Source organism: Neobacillus cucumis, from assembly GCF_016908975.1.
Taxonomy (GTDB): Bacteria; Bacillota; Bacilli; order Bacillales; family Cytobacillaceae; genus Neobacillus; species Neobacillus cucumis.
On sequence record NZ_JAFBEX010000037.1, the window covers coordinates 1 to 17,203 of the forward strand.

General features: G+C 43.5%; 13 protein-coding genes, 21 tRNA genes and 1 pseudogene. All 35 read left to right on the top strand.

The window, feature by feature from the left end:
• The first annotated feature begins 108 nt into the window (after positions 1 to 108).
• The 35 genes and pseudogenes from JOC76_RS27410 to JOC76_RS27580 all read left to right on the top strand — a co-directional run bounded on the left by JOC76_RS27410 (position 109) and on the right by JOC76_RS27580 (position 17,200).
• A tRNA-Glu gene (locus JOC76_RS27410) sits at positions 109 to 183 on the top strand.
• Between the two features lie 5 nt (positions 184 to 188).
• Positions 189 to 264 (top strand) — tRNA-Val (locus JOC76_RS27415).
• A gap of 10 nt (positions 265 to 274) precedes the next feature.
• Positions 275 to 350: transfer RNA gene (locus tag JOC76_RS27420), tRNA-Thr, on the top strand.
• Positions 351 to 366: 16 nt separating this feature from the next.
• A tRNA-Lys gene (locus tag JOC76_RS27425) sits at positions 367 to 442 on the top strand.
• Positions 443 to 483: 41 nt separating this feature from the next.
• Positions 484 to 566, top strand: a tRNA-Leu gene (locus JOC76_RS27430).
• 13 nt (positions 567 to 579) lie between these two features.
• Positions 580 to 653 (top strand) — tRNA-Arg (locus JOC76_RS27435).
• A gap of 10 nt (positions 654 to 663) precedes the next feature.
• A tRNA-Pro gene (locus tag JOC76_RS27440) sits at positions 664 to 740 on the top strand.
• 25 nt (positions 741 to 765) lie between these two features.
• A tRNA-Ala gene (locus tag JOC76_RS27445) sits at positions 766 to 838 on the top strand.
• 20 nt (positions 839 to 858) lie between these two features.
• Positions 859 to 932, top strand: a tRNA-Met gene (locus JOC76_RS27450).
• A gap of 96 nt (positions 933 to 1,028) precedes the next feature.
• Positions 1,029 to 1,121 (top strand) — tRNA-Ser (locus tag JOC76_RS27455).
• Between the two features lie 26 nt (positions 1,122 to 1,147).
• Positions 1,148 to 1,221 (top strand) — tRNA-Met (locus JOC76_RS27460).
• Between the two features lie 3 nt (positions 1,222 to 1,224).
• Positions 1,225 to 1,298 (top strand) — tRNA-Asp (locus JOC76_RS27465).
• A 55-nt stretch (positions 1,299 to 1,353) separates the two neighbouring features.
• Positions 1,354 to 1,429: transfer RNA gene (locus JOC76_RS27470), tRNA-Phe, on the top strand.
• Positions 1,430 to 1,458: 29 nt separating this feature from the next.
• Positions 1,459 to 1,543: transfer RNA gene (locus tag JOC76_RS27475), tRNA-Tyr, on the top strand.
• 4 nt (positions 1,544 to 1,547) lie between these two features.
• A tRNA-Trp gene (locus tag JOC76_RS27480) sits at positions 1,548 to 1,618 on the top strand.
• Positions 1,619 to 1,635: 17 nt separating this feature from the next.
• Positions 1,636 to 1,711: transfer RNA gene (locus JOC76_RS27485), tRNA-His, on the top strand.
• Between the two features lie 17 nt (positions 1,712 to 1,728).
• Positions 1,729 to 1,803 (top strand) — tRNA-Gln (locus JOC76_RS27490).
• Positions 1,804 to 1,810: 7 nt separating this feature from the next.
• A tRNA-Cys gene (locus JOC76_RS27495) sits at positions 1,811 to 1,884 on the top strand.
• 5 nt (positions 1,885 to 1,889) lie between these two features.
• Positions 1,890 to 1,963 (top strand) — tRNA-Gly (locus tag JOC76_RS27500).
• A 98-nt stretch (positions 1,964 to 2,061) separates the two neighbouring features.
• Positions 2,062 to 2,136: transfer RNA gene (locus JOC76_RS27505), tRNA-Asn, on the top strand.
• A 9-nt stretch (positions 2,137 to 2,145) separates the two neighbouring features.
• A tRNA-Ser gene (locus JOC76_RS27510) sits at positions 2,146 to 2,233 on the top strand.
• Positions 2,234 to 2,605: 372 nt separating this feature from the next.
• Positions 2,606 to 2,671, top strand: a pseudogene (gene rpsI / locus JOC76_RS27515) (30S ribosomal protein S9); the annotation flags it as partial.
• Between the two features lie 301 nt (positions 2,672 to 2,972).
• Positions 2,973 to 4,898, top strand: a complete 1,926-nt coding sequence (locus JOC76_RS27520; RefSeq protein WP_239558008.1) for an outer membrane protein assembly factor BamB family protein — start codon at positions 2,973 to 2,975, stop codon at positions 4,896 to 4,898.
• Between the two features lie 119 nt (positions 4,899 to 5,017).
• A complete protein-coding gene (locus tag JOC76_RS27525; RefSeq protein ID WP_205181981.1) occupies positions 5,018 to 5,482 on the top strand; it encodes a hypothetical protein in 465 nt (154 codons plus the stop codon).
• Positions 5,483 to 5,748: 266 nt separating this feature from the next.
• Complete coding sequence (gene pqqA / locus JOC76_RS31005; RefSeq protein ID WP_205182009.1) at positions 5,749 to 5,823, top strand: pyrroloquinoline quinone precursor peptide PqqA; 75 nt, start codon at positions 5,749 to 5,751, stop codon at positions 5,821 to 5,823.
• 56 nt (positions 5,824 to 5,879) lie between these two features.
• The gene (locus tag JOC76_RS27535) at positions 5,880 to 6,119 is read left to right on the top strand and encodes a hypothetical protein (protein ID WP_205181982.1); all 240 of its coding nucleotides are present in this window, start codon (positions 5,880 to 5,882) and stop codon (positions 6,117 to 6,119) included.
• Positions 6,115 to 7,041, top strand: coding sequence for a pyrroloquinoline quinone biosynthesis protein PqqB (gene pqqB / locus JOC76_RS27540; protein WP_307784779.1), 927 nt, complete (start codon positions 6,115 to 6,117; stop codon positions 7,039 to 7,041). Before JOC76_RS27535 ends, pqqB begins: the two co-directional genes overlap by 5 nt.
• 3 nt (positions 7,042 to 7,044) lie before the next feature.
• Positions 7,045 to 7,782, top strand: coding sequence for a pyrroloquinoline-quinone synthase PqqC (gene pqqC / locus JOC76_RS27545; RefSeq protein ID WP_205181983.1), 738 nt, complete (start codon positions 7,045 to 7,047; stop codon positions 7,780 to 7,782).
• 24 nt (positions 7,783 to 7,806) lie between these two features.
• Positions 7,807 to 8,142, top strand: a complete 336-nt coding sequence (gene pqqD, locus JOC76_RS27550) for a pyrroloquinoline quinone biosynthesis peptide chaperone PqqD (protein ID WP_205181984.1) — start codon at positions 7,807 to 7,809, stop codon at positions 8,140 to 8,142.
• Entirely contained in the window at positions 8,123 to 9,265 is a 1,143-nt protein-coding gene (gene pqqE, locus JOC76_RS27555) for a pyrroloquinoline quinone biosynthesis protein PqqE (RefSeq protein ID WP_205181985.1), read from the top strand. The genes pqqD and pqqE overlap by 20 nt, the downstream gene beginning before the upstream one ends.
• Positions 9,266 to 9,640: 375 nt before the next feature.
• Positions 9,641 to 10,870, top strand: a complete 1,230-nt coding sequence (locus JOC76_RS27560; protein ID WP_205181986.1) for an MFS transporter — start codon at positions 9,641 to 9,643, stop codon at positions 10,868 to 10,870.
• Positions 10,871 to 11,240: 370 nt separating this feature from the next.
• Positions 11,241 to 12,512 (top strand): cation:dicarboxylate symporter family transporter, encoded by a 1,272-nt coding sequence (locus JOC76_RS27565; RefSeq protein WP_205181987.1) that lies wholly within the window; start codon positions 11,241 to 11,243, stop codon positions 12,510 to 12,512.
• Between the two features lie 20 nt (positions 12,513 to 12,532).
• Positions 12,533 to 13,969 (top strand): aspartate ammonia-lyase, encoded by a 1,437-nt coding sequence (aspA, locus tag JOC76_RS27570; protein WP_205181988.1) that lies wholly within the window; start codon positions 12,533 to 12,535, stop codon positions 13,967 to 13,969.
• Positions 13,970 to 14,078: 109 nt separating this feature from the next.
• Positions 14,079 to 15,773, top strand: coding sequence for an NAD-dependent malic enzyme (locus tag JOC76_RS27575; protein WP_239558007.1), 1,695 nt, complete (start codon positions 14,079 to 14,081; stop codon positions 15,771 to 15,773).
• A 128-nt stretch (positions 15,774 to 15,901) separates the two neighbouring features.
• Positions 15,902 to 17,200, top strand: a complete 1,299-nt coding sequence (locus JOC76_RS27580) for an ATP-binding protein (protein WP_372442020.1) — start codon at positions 15,902 to 15,904, stop codon at positions 17,198 to 17,200.
• Positions 17,201 to 17,203 lie beyond the last annotated feature (3 nt).

Genomic DNA, 17,203 nt, shown 5'->3' on the forward strand with positions numbered 1-17,203 from the left:
GTTAAGCTTCTCAGCGCCGATGGTAGTTGGGACCTTGTCCCTGTGAGAGTAGGACGTTGCCAGGCTAAGCCCCTTTTTGGGGCTATTATTTTGCATAAAATACACTTAGGCCCCTTGGTCAAGCGGTTAAGACACCGCCCTTTCACGGCGGTAACACGGGTTCGAATCCCGTAGGGGTCACCATTTTTGGAGGATTAGCTCAGCTGGGAGAGCATCTGCCTTACAAGCAGAGGGTCGGCGGTTCGATCCCGTCATCCTCCACCATATGTATTTTGCCGGTTTAGCTCAATTGGTAGAGCAACTGACTTGTAATCAGTAGGTTGGGGGTTCAAGTCCTCTAGCCGGCACCATTTATTTTTTTTTATTGAGCCATTAGCTCAGTCGGTAGAGCATCTGACTTTTAATCAGAGGGTCGAAGGTTCGAGTCCTTCATGGCTCACCATATTTTTTTGCACTAGCAAAATAACGTTCAATATTGCGGGTGTGGCGGAATGGGCAGACGCACCAGACTTAAAATCCTGCGGTAGGTGACTACCGTACCGGTTCGATTCCGGTCCTCGGCACCACTTAAGAAATTATGCGCCCGTAGCTCAATTGGATAGAGCGTTTGACTACGGATCAAAAGGTTATGGGTTCGACTCCTTTCGGGCGCGCTTATTATTTCGGGAAGTAGCTCAGCTTGGTAGAGCACTTGGTTTGGGACCAAGGGGTCGCAGGTTCGAATCCTGTCTTCCCGACCAGTCGAGAGTTAATATTAATAATCATGGGGTCTTAGCTCAGCTGGGAGAGCGCCTGCTTTGCACGCAGGAGGTCAGGGGTTCGATCCCCCTAGACTCCATTTATATTAATTAAGAAAATGGCGGTGTAGCTCAGCTGGCTAGAGCGTACGGTTCATACCCGTAAGGTCGGGGGTTCGATCCCCTCCGCCGCTATATCATTAATGAACCTTTAGATAAGCTGGTTAGAGCAGACGGTTCATAACCGTCCGGTCATAGGTTCGAGTCCTACAGGACTCATTTTATTTACACGGAGGAATACCCAAGTCTGGCTGAAGGGATCGGTCTTGAAAACCGACAGGCGGGTTAAACCGCGCGGGGGTTCGAATCCCTCTTCCTCCTCCATATTATTTCAGATTAAATATTATTATCGCGGGGTGGAGCAGTCTGGTAGCTCGTCGGGCTCATAACCCGAAGGTCGTAGGTTCAAATCCTGCCCCCGCAATATGGTCCGGTAGTTCAGTTGGTTAGAATGCCTGCCTGTCACGCAGGAGGTCGCGGGTTCGAGTCCCGTCCGGACCGTCATTTTTTATCCCAGTAGGTAAACCTGCTGTTGATATAGATATATTTTTTGTGTGGCTCAGTAGCTCAGTCGGTAGAGCAAAGGACTGAAAATCCTTGTGTCGGCGGTTCGATTCCGTCCTGAGCCACCATTTTTTTTAAAAAGATTTTTTCTAAATGTGGAGGGGTAGCGAAGTGGCTAAACGCGGCGGACTGTAAATCCGCTCCCTCCGGGTTCGGCGGTTCGAATCCGTCCCCCTCCACCATTTTAGGGGTATAGTTTAAAGGTAGAACGAAGGTCTCCAAAACCTTTGGTGTGGGTTCAATTCCTACTACCCCTGTCAGAGAAAAGAATATGGCGGTTGTGGCGAAGTAGTTAACGCATCGGATTGTGGTTCCGACATTCGTGGGTTCGATTCCCATCAGCCGTCCCATCTATTTTATAAATTATTGGGCTATAGCCAAGCGGTAAGGCATCGCACTTTGACTGCGACATGCGTTGGTTCAAATCCAGCTAGCCCAGCCATTCTTAAGGCAGCATAGCCAAGTGGTAAGGCAGAGGTCTGCAAAACCTTTATCCCCGGTTCAAATCCGGGTGTTGCCTCCAAAAATGCGGGTGTAGTTTAGTGGTAAAACCTCAGCCTTCCAAGCTGATGTTGTGAGTTCGATTCTCATCACCCGCTCCAATATTGGCCTATAGCTCAGCTGGTTAGAGCGCACGCCTGATAAGCGTGAGGTCGATGGTTCGAGTCCATTTAGGCCCACCATAATAATTTATTTTTGTTCCGCAGTAGCTCAGTGGTAGAGCAATCGGCTGTTAACCGATCGGTCGTAGGTTCGAATCCTACCTGCGGAGCCATCTGTATATGGGGAAGTACTCAAGAGGCTGAAGAGGCGCCCCTGCTAAGGGTGTAGGTCGGGTAACCGGCGCGAGGGTTCAAATCCCTCCTTCTCCGTCGATTGATATATGAGCCTATAGCTCAGCTAAGATAGAGCATACGCCTTCTAAGCGTATGGTCAGAGGTTCGAATTCTATAAGGCACGTAAAAAAAATTAAAAGATATAATAACGCTTAAATAAGCGTTTTTTTTCTATTATCAACAAAAAAAGAATCTGAATTTGGTTCCCCCAAAAAAATATTGTGAATGATTATACCTAAACTAGTGGGTGAATTAGTTGAACAAGTATAGGTTATTTTTGACCACATTCTGACCACTAAACATATATAAAGCTATTATTTCTAGTTCTTATTAGAAAGAAAAAAAGCCCTGTAAATCAGGCTTTTAGTAAATCATTTTATTTCAAGTTTCTTCATATTTGGTATATAAATGAAAGAACGTAAGAAATACGGTCTTAAAGGTGCTCGTCGTGCGCCTCAGTTCTCAAAACGTTAATATGGGCGTTTCAAAGACTCTCAGTCATTTTGGCTGGGGGTCTTTTTTTATGCCTAAAATGAGTCATTGGGCGTACAACAGGACAATTAAACCTTTGATAAAAGAACCACTTATCACTTGCATTTTAAAAAGAGAGAAGGAAGAATTAGACACTATTTGCATAAATTTTGTGCTTTAGGTAAATATACCAATGTTCTTATAAATATTAGTTGTCTTAAGGAGGTTTAAAGACTCTAAGTGAAATAATTCATCATCAAAAATCCAAGTTATTATTTCATAATGTCAGGAGGATATTTCCGTGATGCGATTTTTAAAGTCATTAAGTTTAGTATTGCTAGCGAGTATGGTTATAGTTGGCTGTCAGTCGAATAATGACAAGAATAATGCAAATAACAAAGGGGAAACCAAGGAATCCAACCAGGCAAAACAGGAAGATGAGACAGGGTTCCCAAATTGGGGGTATGACTTTCAACATACCCGACATGTGCCCTATAAAGAGATTACAAAAGATAATGTAAAAAAAATGGGGATTGCATGGCAGCAGGATATCTTAGATTGGAATAAGGATGTTCCAAATTTACAAGAAGATTTTCCTGTCGTCCATGACGGGGTCATGTATGTGACTAGTGCGAAAAATCATGTGTTTGCGATCGATGCCGCAAGTGGAAAGAAACTTTGGGCATGGACACCGCCTAAGGACGTACTTGATCATATTAATGGTTTGCCATGGCAGTCCAATGTGGCAAGCAGAGGTGTCGCAGTGGCCAATGGAAATGTATTTGTCTTGATGATAGATAATCGGCTGGCCAAACTTGATGCGAAGAACGGAAAATTGTTAAAAATGGTCAATTTTTGGGATCATGAACCTTCTATCAAGTTAGAAAACAGATATTATGAATCTTCAGCTCCGATGTATTATGATGGCAACGTTTACGTCGGAAGCAGCGGCGGTGATAATGGTACAAGAGGTTTTGTCTGGGCGTTTAAAGCAGATACCCTGGAACCGCTATGGAAAGAGCCGTTTTGGACCGTTCCTGAAAGAGGAACGGGCTGGGCGAAAGGTAAATTTACGGGCGGAGGCTCCGTATGGACACCGATGTCGTTTGATCCAGATACGGATATGATGTATTTTGCAGTAGGGAATCCAGCTCCGGACTTTTACGATGCAGATAGAAAAGGAAAAAATCCATATACCGATTCTATCACTGCTTTAGATAGTAAAACAGGGAAGTTTAAGTGGTCAGCTGGTCAAGTTGATCATGATATATGGGATTATGACGCCGCCGCAACACCGATGATTCTCAATGCAAAGGTCGGTGGGAAAAAGCAAAAGGTTGTGGTTGAAGGAGGTAAGAATGGAAAGTGGTATGCGTGGGACGCAAAAACGGGGAAAACCATTTATGATGGGGTACCTTTTGTAAAAATTCAACATTCGGACGTACCAAGCGATGCGAGTAAAGCTGTACTTCAATGGCCAGGAACGCCAGGTGGAGAAAGCTATGCTCCACAGACTTATGACCCTGATACCAACTATGTGCTTATTCCAGGTATTAATAGCCCTAATTTAATGGTAGCCGCTAAAGATGCAGAAGAGATTGCAAAAGATAATAATACCTTCCCAGGTACAAAGATCCTTCCTTTGCCAAAAGATGTTGATGTTTCTGGTACCATTACAGCGATTGATATGAATACAGGGAAAAAGGTATATCAAAATAAAACGGACGATCCGATGTATGGCGGATTCACAAGTACTGCTGCCGGTCTTGCTTTTTACGGGGAATTGGATGGAAACGTAAATGCTCTTGATATTAAAACAGGTAAAGTATTATGGAAAATGCAAAGTGGAGGAAAACAAATCAAAATGGCACCTGCCATATATACAGTTGACGGCCATGAATATGTTGCAGTCATTACTGGTGGTACGAAGGTTGTTGTTTATGGTCTCGGAGGTAAGTTAAAACCTGGAGCTATAAATAAAAATGCAAAATTACAAGGGGAAGCAGACGTAGTTATCGATCCGGAAAAGGTTTACAAAAGAAGTTGTATTTCCTGTCACGGCGATAATCTTCAAGGCGCAACAGCTCCAAATCTTCAACACATAGGTAAAACTATGTCTAAAGAGGACATATTGAATAAAATTTTAAATGGCGGCGACCGCATGCCAGCAGGCATGGCTAAAGGTGCAGAGGCAGAAGCACTAGCGGATTGGCTATCCAAAAAGAAATGATTTTTACTCTAGAAACAATTCGAGTCTGATTCCTTTAACGGACTCAGATTGTTTCTTAAAAGGATGAATATAGTTTGGCGAAACATCAGATACTCACGAAAAATAAGGATGGTGGTAAAATGAGGAAATTACTGAATTATACCGTGCGATTCATTGGGGCCGCCTTATGTATTGCCTTAGTCTTTGGATTTGCCTGCCCGACTTTGACTAATGCTCAATCAAGTATAGGTTTAGGTTCATCCGAGGATAACGGAATCAGGTTAACCATCAATGACTATACGATCATAAACCACGGCCAAGACATTCAGCTGCATTATACGATAAACTCAAATTCAAATATACAAGTTAGTTCGAACACTAAAAGTTTGATTGAAAACCCGTGTATTTGGATTGGTAATACGTTAGTCCGTGAGGAATCAGAATCGTTTAAGAAAGTAAGTAATAATGAGTATAGAGGGACGATAATAGCACAGATGCATCATTACCGAACCGATAATTCTAAAATGTCATTTCATACACATGGAATATTGAATCAAAAGGGTCAATGGACAGTTGATTTTATCTTAAAGAGTAGTCAGTACTAAGGTAGATGATGAAAAACTAAAAATACCCGTACCATTCTTAAATCGAACGATAGAACCAAGACAACCTGAGTTTACAGACTCAGGTTGTTTTTTTGTCAGGTAAATTTGCAGCATTTTGTAAAATACGGGCTTACATTTGGACAACTTCATGTTGAAATTCTAGTTATTTTGGTGTTTTCGCTGACATAAGATTGTTTTGAAAGGTAAAATCAGACACTCTTTTGAAAAATAATCATAATTGAAAGTGTCATGAAAGGGGGGATCATATGTGGTTAAAGCCTGAGTACGAAATAATCAACACGTCTTGCGAAGTGACGATGTATTCCTACATCGCCAAGTAGCGCAGACTGGTTGCCTCTTGTTCATGATTTTAATTAAAGCATGGAGGGTGAGCCAAATGAATCGTTACTTAAAATCAGTAATGGGTATGATGATTGGTGGTGCTACAGCAGGTGGCTGGCTGCTTGTTGATCTCCTGCTTCCTGATCCAATAGGGGACTATTTGCTATATATCCTGATGGCTGTGGTGAATATGGCGATAGGGTGGCAGGTTGCAAGGTTTTTTGGGAAAACGCGGAATATGGAAAAAAACAATGCCCGCATCGAAGAGAAAGGACTGAAGCCAAATTCGAATTAGAGTATTAGGAGCATCGGCCGGAGGAGGCTTTCCGCAATGGAACTGTGCCTGTCCCAACTGTCGGGCAGTCCGCTCAGGAAATACTGCACTTCGGCCGTTATTACAATCTTCGCTTGCAGTAACTGCCAATGAAAAGGACTGGTACCTCATCAATGCAGGACCGGATATTCTCAGGCAAATTGAATCGTTTGCTTCCCTAAATGCAGGTCCAGGCATAAGAGAAACCCCTCTTGCCGGTGTTTTTTTAACCGATGCGGAGCTCGACCATACGATCGGGCTTTTGTCACTGCGGGAGGGTTCCAGTCTGACGATTTATGGGACTGAGATGGTACGAAGCTGCTTGCAATCCGCATTTCCGGTGTTTCCAATGCTAAAAAACTATTGTTCCTGGGAATGGCAGTCTCTTGATCCAGGCATTCCGCAAAAGGTGGGGCCATTACATGAAGGAGAAGCAGGAAACATCATCGTTGAGCCGGTTCCCGTTTCGAAAAAACCGCCGCTCTATGCCAAGTCGACCCAGGAGCTGGACTGTCATGAAGATATTTGGGAGGTTGGACTGGTTCTTCATAATGAGGAATCGGGCAGGTGTCTTGCTTTTTTTCCTACATTAGAAAAGATCACTCCGGCTATAGAAGCTTGTTTAAAAAAAGCCGATATCCTGATGGTAGATGGAACTTTTTGGTCGGAAGATGAATTAACCGGCATAGGAGCATCTGCTCGTGACGCAAGAAGCATGGGCCACTTACCGATTAGCGGACCATCAGGTACCTTGGAGTTATTAGCTTCTTTCCCTGCAGAGAGGAAAATTCTAATCCACATTAACAACAGCAACCCTATTTTGAAAAAGGACTCAGTGGAGAGGAATACAGTGGAGCGGCTTGGTATTGAAGTCGCCTATGACGGTATGGAATTGGAGGTGTGACTTTTGCTGGATCAAAAAGGGTTCGTTAGCCGTGATAAAAAAAGGGAAGAGCTTTGGTCGGCGGTTGAATTCACGGGGCGGCTAAGGAATGTAGGGCGTTCTTCCTATCATGACAAACATCCATTTCATATTGTAATGCACCAAGGAAACCTAAGCAAAGAACAGATCCGCGGCTGGGTGGCCAACCGATACTACTACCAGAAATCAGTCCCAATTAAAGATGCAGCTATCCTGTCCAATCTGCCGTCAAGGGAACTGAGGCGAGAGTGGATTGGCCGCATTCTTGATCATGACGGAAGGCCTGGAGAAGATGGCGGTATTGAAGCATGGCTGCGGCTGGGAGAAGCGGTAGGATTGTCTCGGGAAGAAGTCATACGGGAGGAGCATGTTGTCCCCGGAGTTCGATTTGCTGTGGATGCCTATGTGAACTTTGCTCGGACAAAACCGTGGATTGAAGCTGTTGCCTCCTCGTTGACAGAATTGTTTTCGCCTGACCTTATCTCAAAAAGGATAAAAGTTTTTGAGCAGCTGTATCCTTGGATTGACCGTTCAGGGCTTGATTATTTTCAAAGCCGCTTGACTCAGGCACCTTGTGATTCGGATGTGGCCCTCAGACTTGTATTAACCCAATGTCGAACACCGGAAGCACAGCTGCGGGCTGTCAATGCCTTGCGGTTCAAATGTGATGTATTATGGGCACAGCTTGATGCGATCGAAAAGGCCTATCCCTCTAAACCGTGAACTGGGAAAAATAAATGATTGGTGGTGGAGTCTATTTTTGTAGCTGGCAGTCTTCCAAAACTCGCTGCAAAGGCGCGATTAAAATTTGATAAGGTGAGAGAAAAACATCTCCTTTTGCTACCGGAAAAGGTTGTAGTCCTAAACGAAACTGCCGCATCAATCCTTCGTTTATGCGACGGCAGCCGGACCGTAAACACCATCACTGAAGACATCAGTACTTCTCTAATGGTAGGCTCAGAAACAAGGAATTCGGGTGCTTTGCCCGATTTGAAAACAATGGAGGCAGACATTTCCGAATTTTTACGGGAGATGGCCGATCAGGGTTGGGTGGTGATTCAGCATGAAGACGCAGAGCCATAGTGTGGTTCATCCCCCTTTTTCGCTGCTTGCTGAATTAACCCATCGCTGTCCTTTGCATTGTCCGTATTGTTCAAACCCTATTGAAATGGCAAAGGAAGCCACGGAACTTTCAACGGAGGAATGGAGACGGGTCTTGTCCGAGGCCGCCGAATTGGGAGTAGTAGAAGTTCATTTTTCTGGCGGCGAACCGCTTTTGCGGGATGACTTGGAAGACCTTATCAGCCACGCTGCTGGACTAGAGATGTATGTCAATCTCATTACTAGCGGCATTGGCTTAACAGCGGAAAAAACGATCCGGCTTAAGGAAGCCGGTTTAGCTAATGTGCAGGTGAGCTTTCAAGCAGCAGAAGCGAAGCTTTCCGATCGGATCGGCGGATACAAAGCCTTTGAGCAAAAACGGGAAGCGGTCACGGCTGTAAAACAGGCAGACATGCATTTATCATTAAATGTGGTGTTACACCGAATGAATCTTGATCAGGTGGGGGAGATCATTCAGCTTGCGGAAGAACTGGGAGCCGAGCGCTTGGAGCTGGCGAACACCCAGTATTATAACTGGGCACTGCTGAATCGGGAGAAACTGCTGCCAAGCAGGGACCAGATTGAGCGTGCAAGTGCAGTCTATGAAGCCGCTAAAGCAAGACTGAAGCAGAAAATGGAAATGATTTGGGTGATTCCTGATTATTATGCATCTGCACCCAAGCCTTGCATGGGGGGATGGGGGGCTATTGCTCTAACGGTAGCTCCGAATGGAATGGCCCTTCCGTGTCCAACCGCCGGGATAATAAAAGAATTATCTTTTGAAAATGTCCGTAAGTCTTCGCTAGGATTTATTTGGTATGAATCAGAATCTTTTAACCGTTTCCGGGGGGAAGAATCAATGCCTAAAGCTTGTCTCACCTGTGATTTGAGGCAACAGGATGGAGGAGGATGCCGCTGTCAGGCTTTTGCCTTAACGGGAGATGCTTATGCGATGGACCCAGTCTGCCAATGGGCACCAGAACATCATTTAATTGAAAAAGCTGTACAGGATGCCAACAGCAAACCGCTTGAATCATCATCACCCCTAACCTATCGAAGGTATTCTCAGGACCGATCATCAATAAAACGGTTATTAAAAAAATAGGCGTTGCCAGAGTGGTGCTGCAGGGGACACGTACATACCCTTTAGCACCATTTTTTTCGAATGTTTTCATTTTGTATGCAAAGGGTTTCCGGGTGACGGTAAGCCAAATACAGAATTATAAATATTCCGTTTTAAATTTTTGAATAAGTTCCTTCCATTTACCTCCATATCTAATCCTTTCCTTTCTAGTTTTTAAGCTTATCCCTCAATTTATCATCAATCCCATGTAAACATGTTATGCCACGGTTAACTTTGTTGCGTTTATGCCTATGAATAAAGGAAATTAAGAATTGGCACCCTTTACAGTAGAAACCTTATTACCTAAATCTTTCCTATAAAAATGAAAAGGTAGTGATCAATATGAAGTTGATAGGAATGGATCAAATTCACCCGGCTGCCAAGCGGCTCATGCTGGTAAATTTTATTCGCAGTATTGGACAAGGCATGATGGTAGTGGAATTGGCTTTGTATCTCGATGCGCTGGGGTGGAGCACAGCAGCGATTGGCAGTGTGCTTGCTGCAGGAGGATTACTCGGTGTTTTTCTTGCACCCTTTATAGGTGTTTATAGTGACAGGCTTGGCAGAAAGCCGTTTGTCCTTCTTTCTGAACTAGTTACCGCCGGATGTGCACTAGTCGGGGTATTAACCACAAACCCAATTTTATTATTTATTTCGATTACCCTTTCCGGGTTTGGAAAAGCGGACGCGGGTTCACCTAGTCCATGTGCTCCTGCAGAGCAGGCTTGGCTGGCATCCTTTGTCCCAACATCAGAACGTGGCAGAGTATACAGTTTGAATAATGCACTCAGTTTTTTCGGAATGGGGGTGGGAGCAGTGCTAGCGGGGGCTGCCTCCTTTTTGACAACTGGAATATCTCCCTATCGCCTTCTATTCTGCTATATTCTCGTTGCATCGTTGATCACAGCCTCCATCATTTTAACCATTCAAGGAGGAGAAGCAGAAAACGGCCAAAGAACCAATAAAGAGGGACGAAGGAATGAAGAAAAGAAAATCTTGCATGAAGAAAATACAGCGGTATTGAAGCTTGCAGCGATTAACATACTTAATGGAATTGCAATCGGGCTCACTGGGCCGATGATGTCTTATTGGTTTTCGGTTAAATTTGGGGCAAGCCATGCTCAAATTGGCAGCACCTTGGCTGTTACTTTCCTCATGACCGGAGTGACCTCCATTTTTCAAGCAAGAATATCTCAAAAACATGGGACAATCCGGTCGATTGTTTTCATCCGTTTTATCGGAAGTCTGCTTTTGATTTTGATGCCCTTACTATCATCATACGCACTTGTTTCTGTCATTTATATGCTTCGAACGGCTTTAAACCGTGGTACGCAGGGGGCACAGCAGGCGCTGAGTGTGAGTTTAACACGTAACCAGCGGAGCGGCTTTGCTTCAAGCATCAATCTTTTTTCAATGCGGCTGCCCACCTCTATTGGACCGTATATTACAGGCTATCTTTTTGGATTGGGTTCCCTGTCCCTGCCTTTTTACATAGCATCAGGTCTCCAACTTAGTTTTGCTTATTTATATGGCAGACTTTTTTCTTCTTACGATATTCGCATGAAATCACATGCTTCATCGGGTTGAGAGTCTTGGGGTTAAAAATCAGTCCCTGGAGTTTGTGAAAAGGCCAAAGAACGGTAGACGGTTTAATATAAATAAGTAAAAGGATCTCTATAAAGAGGACATTACAAAAAGGGGAAAAATACAAAACGATGTTAAATAAAACAGCCCTCAAATTATGTTTTTTCATAATTTGGGGCCTTTTTTGCTTTCCTTACACTTGGATGTCCGGCAGGACATATAACCTTAAAGTGCAAGGTAGCTTGGATCCTCGTAGCGGTTTAATCTTTTAAAAATTTTTTAATCGTTTTGTAGGTTTTTGTAGGGTTTTGTTGTTTCGCCTATAAGATTACTTTAGTATTCCAATTTGAAAGCGTTAACAAGGGGGATGGACATGAAAAAGTTTGGATTAGCTACGCAAATTTTTATTGCACTTATTTTAGGTATATTGGTTGGGGCTGTTACTTATGGGAACAATGCAGCAATTGCCTACATTGCGCCAATCGGTGATATTTTCATTCATTTAATTAAAATGATCGTTATGCCGATTGTAATAGCCGCACTTGTTGTTGCGGTGGCGGGTGTAGGTGATATAAAAAAATTAGGTAAGCTTGGCGGCAAGACCATTCTTTATTTTGAAATCATTACAACGATTGCGCTGGGGATTGGATTGCTTGCTGCAAACGTGTTCCATCCAGGTTCTGGTGTAGATATGAGCCATCTGACAAAAGGAGATATCTCAGCATACGAACAAACAGCAAGCGCTACACAAAACAAAGGCTTTGCGGAAACAATTGTTCATATTGTTCCAAAAAATGTGTTTGAATCAATGTCGCAAGGGGATCTATTGCCGATTATTTTCTTCAGTGTTCTATTCGGCCTAGGGGTCGCGGCAATCGGGGACAAAGGAAAGCCGGTGCTTCATTTCTTTGAAGGTGTATTAGAAGCAATGTTTTGGGTAACAAATCAAGTAATGAAGGCTGCTCCGTTTGGAGTATTCGCTCTTATTGCGGTGACGGTGGCCCATTTCGGAGTGAGCACATTACTTCCGCTTGGAAAGCTTGTATTGGCTGTGTATGTAACTGTCATATTATTCGCTATTGTGATTTTAGGAATAAACGCGAAAATGACAGGAATAAATATTTTTACGCTTATTAAGGTTTTAAAGGAAGAACTTATCATTTCTTTTACAACAGCGAGTTCTGAGGCAGTGCTCCCAAACATCATGAAAAAAATGGAGCAATTCGGTTGTCCGAAGGCGATCGTATCTTTCGTCATTCCGACAGGATACACATTCAATCTGACGGGATCAGCAATTTATCAGGCGCTTGCTTCGCTGTTTGTTGCACAAATGTATAACGTACACATGTCGTTGATGCAGCAAATTACATTGTTATTTGTACTTATGATGACTTCAAAAGGTATGGCGGGCGTCCCAGGTGCATCGTTTGTCGTTGTGCTGGCGACACTCGGCTCAATGGGATTACCGTTAGAGGGAATTGCTTTGATTGCTGGCATCGATCGTATTTTAGATATGATTCGTTCTGCTGTAAACGTTTTAGGAAACTCATTGGCTGCCATCTCAATGGCGAAATGGGAGGGCGAATTTGATAAAGACAAAGCGCAGGACTATATGGATTCTGTTAAAGAAACAGACGCTGCATAAAGGGATAGGAGGAGAATGTAATGACAGTAACTGAAATAAAACCAAACTTTCGGATTGAAAAGGATTTTTTAGGGGAAAAAGAGGTGCCTGTAAATGCTTATTACGGCATCCAAACATTGCGTGCGGTTGAGAACTTTCCTATTACAGGATATACCATTCATGAAGAACTAATTAAAGCTTTGGCCATTGTCAAGAAAGCGGCTGCTCTTGCCAATATGGAAACAAAGCGCCTGTATGAAGGGGTGGGCAAAGCCATAATGGAGGCTTCTCAAGAAATCATTGACGGCAAGTGGCACGATCATTTCATTGTCGACCCGATTCAAGGCGGTGCAGGTACATCAATGAACATGAATGCGAATGAGGTCATTGCCAATCGAGCGCTTGAATTAATCGGTAAAGAAAAAGGGGATTACTTTCATATTAGTCCAAACAGCCATGTGAATATGGCACAGTCTACTAATGATGCTTTTCCGACTGCGATTCACATTTCAACATTGAATATGTTAGAAAAATTATTAGAAACAATGGAATATATGCATGGCGTATTCGAGCAAAAAGCAAAAGAATTTGACCGGGTCATCAAAATGGGCCGTACTCATCTGCAGGATGCTGTACCGATTCGATTAGGTCAAGAGTTTGAAGCATACGCCCGCGTAATTGCTCGTGATATCATGCGCATCAAACAATCACGCCAGCATTTATATGAGGTGAACATGGGCGCGACGGCAGTGGGAACGGGCTTGAACGCAGACCCTCGCTATATTGAGCGTGTAGTTAAGCATCTTGCCGATATTAGCGGCTTATCACTTGTAGGAGCTGAGCACCTTGTGGATGCAACTCAAAATACAGATGTTTACACCGAAGTATCGGCAGCACTTAAAGTATGTATGATGAACATGTCCAAAATTGCCAATGATTTGAGATTGATGGCTTCCGGCCCTCGCGCGGGATTAGGCGAGATCACATTGCCTTCCCGTCAGCCTGGTTCTTCCATTATGCCGGGGAAAGTGAACCCTGTAATGGCTGAGGCCATTAATCAAGTGGCGTTCCAAGTTATTGGAAACGACCATACGATATGTCTTGCATCTGAAGCGGGGCAACTGGAACTGAATGTTATGGAGCCTGTTCTCGTATTTAATTTACTTCAGTCCATCAGTATTATGAATAATGCATTTCGTGCATTTACAGACTTTTGTTTAAAGGGAATTGAAGCAAATGAAGAAAGAATGAAGGAATATGTAGAAAATAGTGCCGGCATTATTACAGCGGTAAATCCGCATATTGGCTATGAAGTTGCTGCACGTATTGCGAGAGAAGCTATTTTAACCGGTCAGTCGGTTCGTAAATTATGCTTGAAATATGACGTATTATCAGAAAAAGAGCTTGATCTAATTTTGGACCCTTATGAAATGACACACCCAGGTATCGCAGGTGCAGTTCTTTTAGATAGACAGTAAACTTGTACATGCCAAGCAAAGGAGGGCGGAGCGGCCCTTTTTTGCTTGATGTAAGGGATAAATATTGAGAATTAATAGGCAGAAGTTGATTGGAAAAGGAAGGGATTATATGTATAAATTCAAGGTTGGTCCGAATGGGGATGTGGAAACGGCCTTACGAGGTAAGGAATTAATGGCTATACCGTTGTTGAATAAGGGGGTTGCGTTCACGGAGGAGGAGAGACAGGAGCTGGAGTTAACAGGATTATTGCCGCCGGCAGTACTGACGCTCGATGAGCAGGCACGCCGCGCTTATGAACAATTCTCCTCGCAGCCGAACGATTTGCATAAAAATGTAGCATTATCGGCACTGCATGACCGAAACGAGGTATTGTTTTACCGTGTGCTGACGGACCATTTACCAGAAATGCTTCCGATCATATATACACCGACAGTCGGGTTAGCAATACAGCGTTACAGCGTCGAATACCGCCGACCGCGCGGGGTGTATTTATCTATTAATGATGCAAATGGCATTGAACAAGCATTTGAAAACTTTGGAGCGAGTGCAGAGGATATCGATTTAATCGTTGTTACCGATGGGGAAGGCATTTTAGGAATTGGTGACTGGGGTGTTGGCGGTATTAATATCGCGATTGGTAAATTAGCCGTTTATACAGCCGCAGCAGGAATCGATCCCGCCCGTGTCATGCCTGTAATTTTAGATGTAGGCACCGATCGTGATGAGCTTCTGAACAACCCGTTCTACATCGGAAATTGCCATCCTCGTGTTCGGTATGGGCGGTATGATGAATTCATTGAGCAGTTTGTAAGTACGGCGGCGAGAATGTTTCCTAATGCTTTGCTGCATTGGGAGGATTTCAGCTCCCAAAATGCGCGAATCATTTTAGACAAGTATCGAGATAAAGTGTGTACATTTAATGACGATATACAAGGTACAGGAGCCGTATCGCTTGCTGCTGTGCTGGCGGCAGTGCGCGCTTCTGATATTCCGCTCAGTGAGCATCGTGTTGTCATATTCGGGGCGGGTACAGCCGGTATTGGAATTGCTGATCAAGTGCGTGATGCCATGGTACGTGAGGGGCTTTCATGGGAATCAGCGAACCGGAGATTTTGGTGCATTGACCAGAATGGTTTACTGGTAGAAGATATGGATGAATTGTACGACTTTCAGCGCCCATATGCGCGTCCTGCTGAAGAAAAAAATGCAGGATCAGGCTTAGCTGAAGTCGTTCGTCAAGTACATCCAACTATTTTGATCGGAACTTCAACTGTTGCGGGGGCATTCACTGAGGATATTGTGAAAGAAATGGCAGCGCACGTTGAAAGACCGGTAATTTTGCCTATGTCCAATCCGACTCCGCTTGCGGAAGCAAAGCCTGCTGATCTAATCCATTGGACAGAGGGAAGAGTACTAGTAGCAACAGGAAGTCCATTTTCTCCTGTAACATACAACAAAACAGTATATGTAATCGGACAATCCAATAACGCTCTTATTTTCCCAGGGCTTGGACTTGGGACAATCGTGTCCGGTGCCAGTGTCATCACTGATGGTATGTTCGCGGCCGCAGCAGAAGCTGTGGCGGGCATGATCGATGTAAGCAAGCCGGGTGCCCCTTTACTTCCGCCAGTAGAGAATCTCCGTGCTATTTCAGAAATCGTGGCGATTGAAGTGGCAAAAGCGGCTGTTTCCGATGGTGTGGCACGAATAAAACATGACGATATTAAGCAAGCAGTACGAAACGCAATGTGGGAACCGGTGTATCGGCCTCTAAAAGCGGCAAAGGAAACAGTTATGGTATAATGGGCGAAAATACAGCTTATTTTAATAAACAAGCTGTATTTTCTTATATATGACTAGTATAGGGGGCAATTGTGTTTATAACTACAAGGCGGCGGTTTGTTAGTAGCGAAAATCAGGAAGTGGCGGAATTGAGAGCGGATCACCTGCAAAGTAAAGATTTCTGGATCGTTATTGCTCTTATGGTTATAGTACCAATCGCGGGTGAATTGAATTTTCATCCATTCGATAATGTATTTCGTGTTAGTTTCGGAACACCTATTTTCTTCTTTTCTTTATTGTTCTTTCGTAAAATTTCACCTGTTGTCATGGGGCTGTTAGTAGGAACGTCCGTCTCGGCTTTCCGTGTTTTATTGGATTGGGTGGTGTCGTCAGACTTTATTCTAGCAGAATCTCTTACCCTACGGTATCCGACGTTCTTCTACTATTTTACATATGCCTCCCTGTTTTATTTGATGAAGGTGAAACGTTATCAGCATCCTTTGCTGATAGGATGTTTCGGTATTATAATTGAAATCACATCGAGTCTTATTGAGTTAATGTTTTATCATCTTTTTGTATTGGGAACTGCTGTGACGGTAGGGTCAGTGAACAAAATCATTATTATCGCGGTATTTCGAAGCTTTTTTGTTTTGGCCTTCATCAATATGATGAAGCTGTATGAACTACGGCTGAAAGAATCGCAAACCCGGAGGGAGAATGAGAATATGCTCATGCACCTTTCCAATTTGTATGTAGAGTCTGTTTATTTGAAAAAGACGCTACAAAATGCAGAAACCATCACAAAAGAATCCTACAATTTATATCGAAACATGATTGATTTTAAACAAGATCAGGGATTTCCAATTGAAAATTGGGGAAAAAAAGTTTTACGAATAGCCGGAGAGGTGCATGAAATAAAAAAGGATAACCAAAGAATCTTTGCGGGCCTTTCAAAGCTCATTTCTAGCGAAAGTCTGCCGGAATATATGAATGTACATGAATTGGTATACATAATAGTTCGAATCAATCAGAAATATGCGGCGCTGTTAGGAAAGAAAATTGAATTTGTTTGGCAGATTAGGGGAGAGCATCCGAATTATCACATTTACCTTATGCTGTCTTTTATCAACAATTTAGTCGCGAACGCAGTAGAAGCGATTGAAAATACAGGCACCATCACTGTTTTGATAAATAAAGAGGATAATTGGATCGAGTATAAAGTCATTGACGACGGTCCGGGCGTCCCTTCAAAATATAAACATCTTATTTTTAAACCGGGGTTTACCTCTAAATATGGAGAAGATGGAACACCATCCACGGGAATCGGGCTATCCTATATAAAAGAAATGTCAGAGGAATTGGGGGGAGAGGTAACACTCCAAACGAGTGAGAAAGGATGTATTTTCATTATCCGGCTGCCGATCCTCTGTCTTGCCGAGAAAGGGTGAGTT

Coding starts and splice junctions, on each gene's coding strand:
- JOC76_RS27520 (WP_239558008.1), top strand. CDS start 2,973: ATGCGATTTTTAAAGTCATTAAGTTTAGTATTGCTAGCGAGTATGGTT.
- JOC76_RS27565 (WP_205181987.1), top strand. CDS start 11,241: ATGAAAAAGTTTGGATTAGCTACGCAAATTTTTATTGCACTTATTTTA.
- JOC76_RS27525 (WP_205181981.1), top strand. CDS start 5,018: ATGAGGAAATTACTGAATTATACCGTGCGATTCATTGGGGCCGCCTTA.
- JOC76_RS27535 (WP_205181982.1), top strand. CDS start 5,880: ATGAATCGTTACTTAAAATCAGTAATGGGTATGATGATTGGTGGTGCT.
- pqqE (WP_205181985.1), top strand. CDS start 8,123: ATGAAGACGCAGAGCCATAGTGTGGTTCATCCCCCTTTTTCGCTGCTT.
- aspA (WP_205181988.1), top strand. CDS start 12,533: ATGACAGTAACTGAAATAAAACCAAACTTTCGGATTGAAAAGGATTTT.
- JOC76_RS27575 (WP_239558007.1), top strand. CDS start 14,079: ATGTATAAATTCAAGGTTGGTCCGAATGGGGATGTGGAAACGGCCTTA.
- JOC76_RS27560 (WP_205181986.1), top strand. CDS start 9,641: ATGGATCAAATTCACCCGGCTGCCAAGCGGCTCATGCTGGTAAATTTT.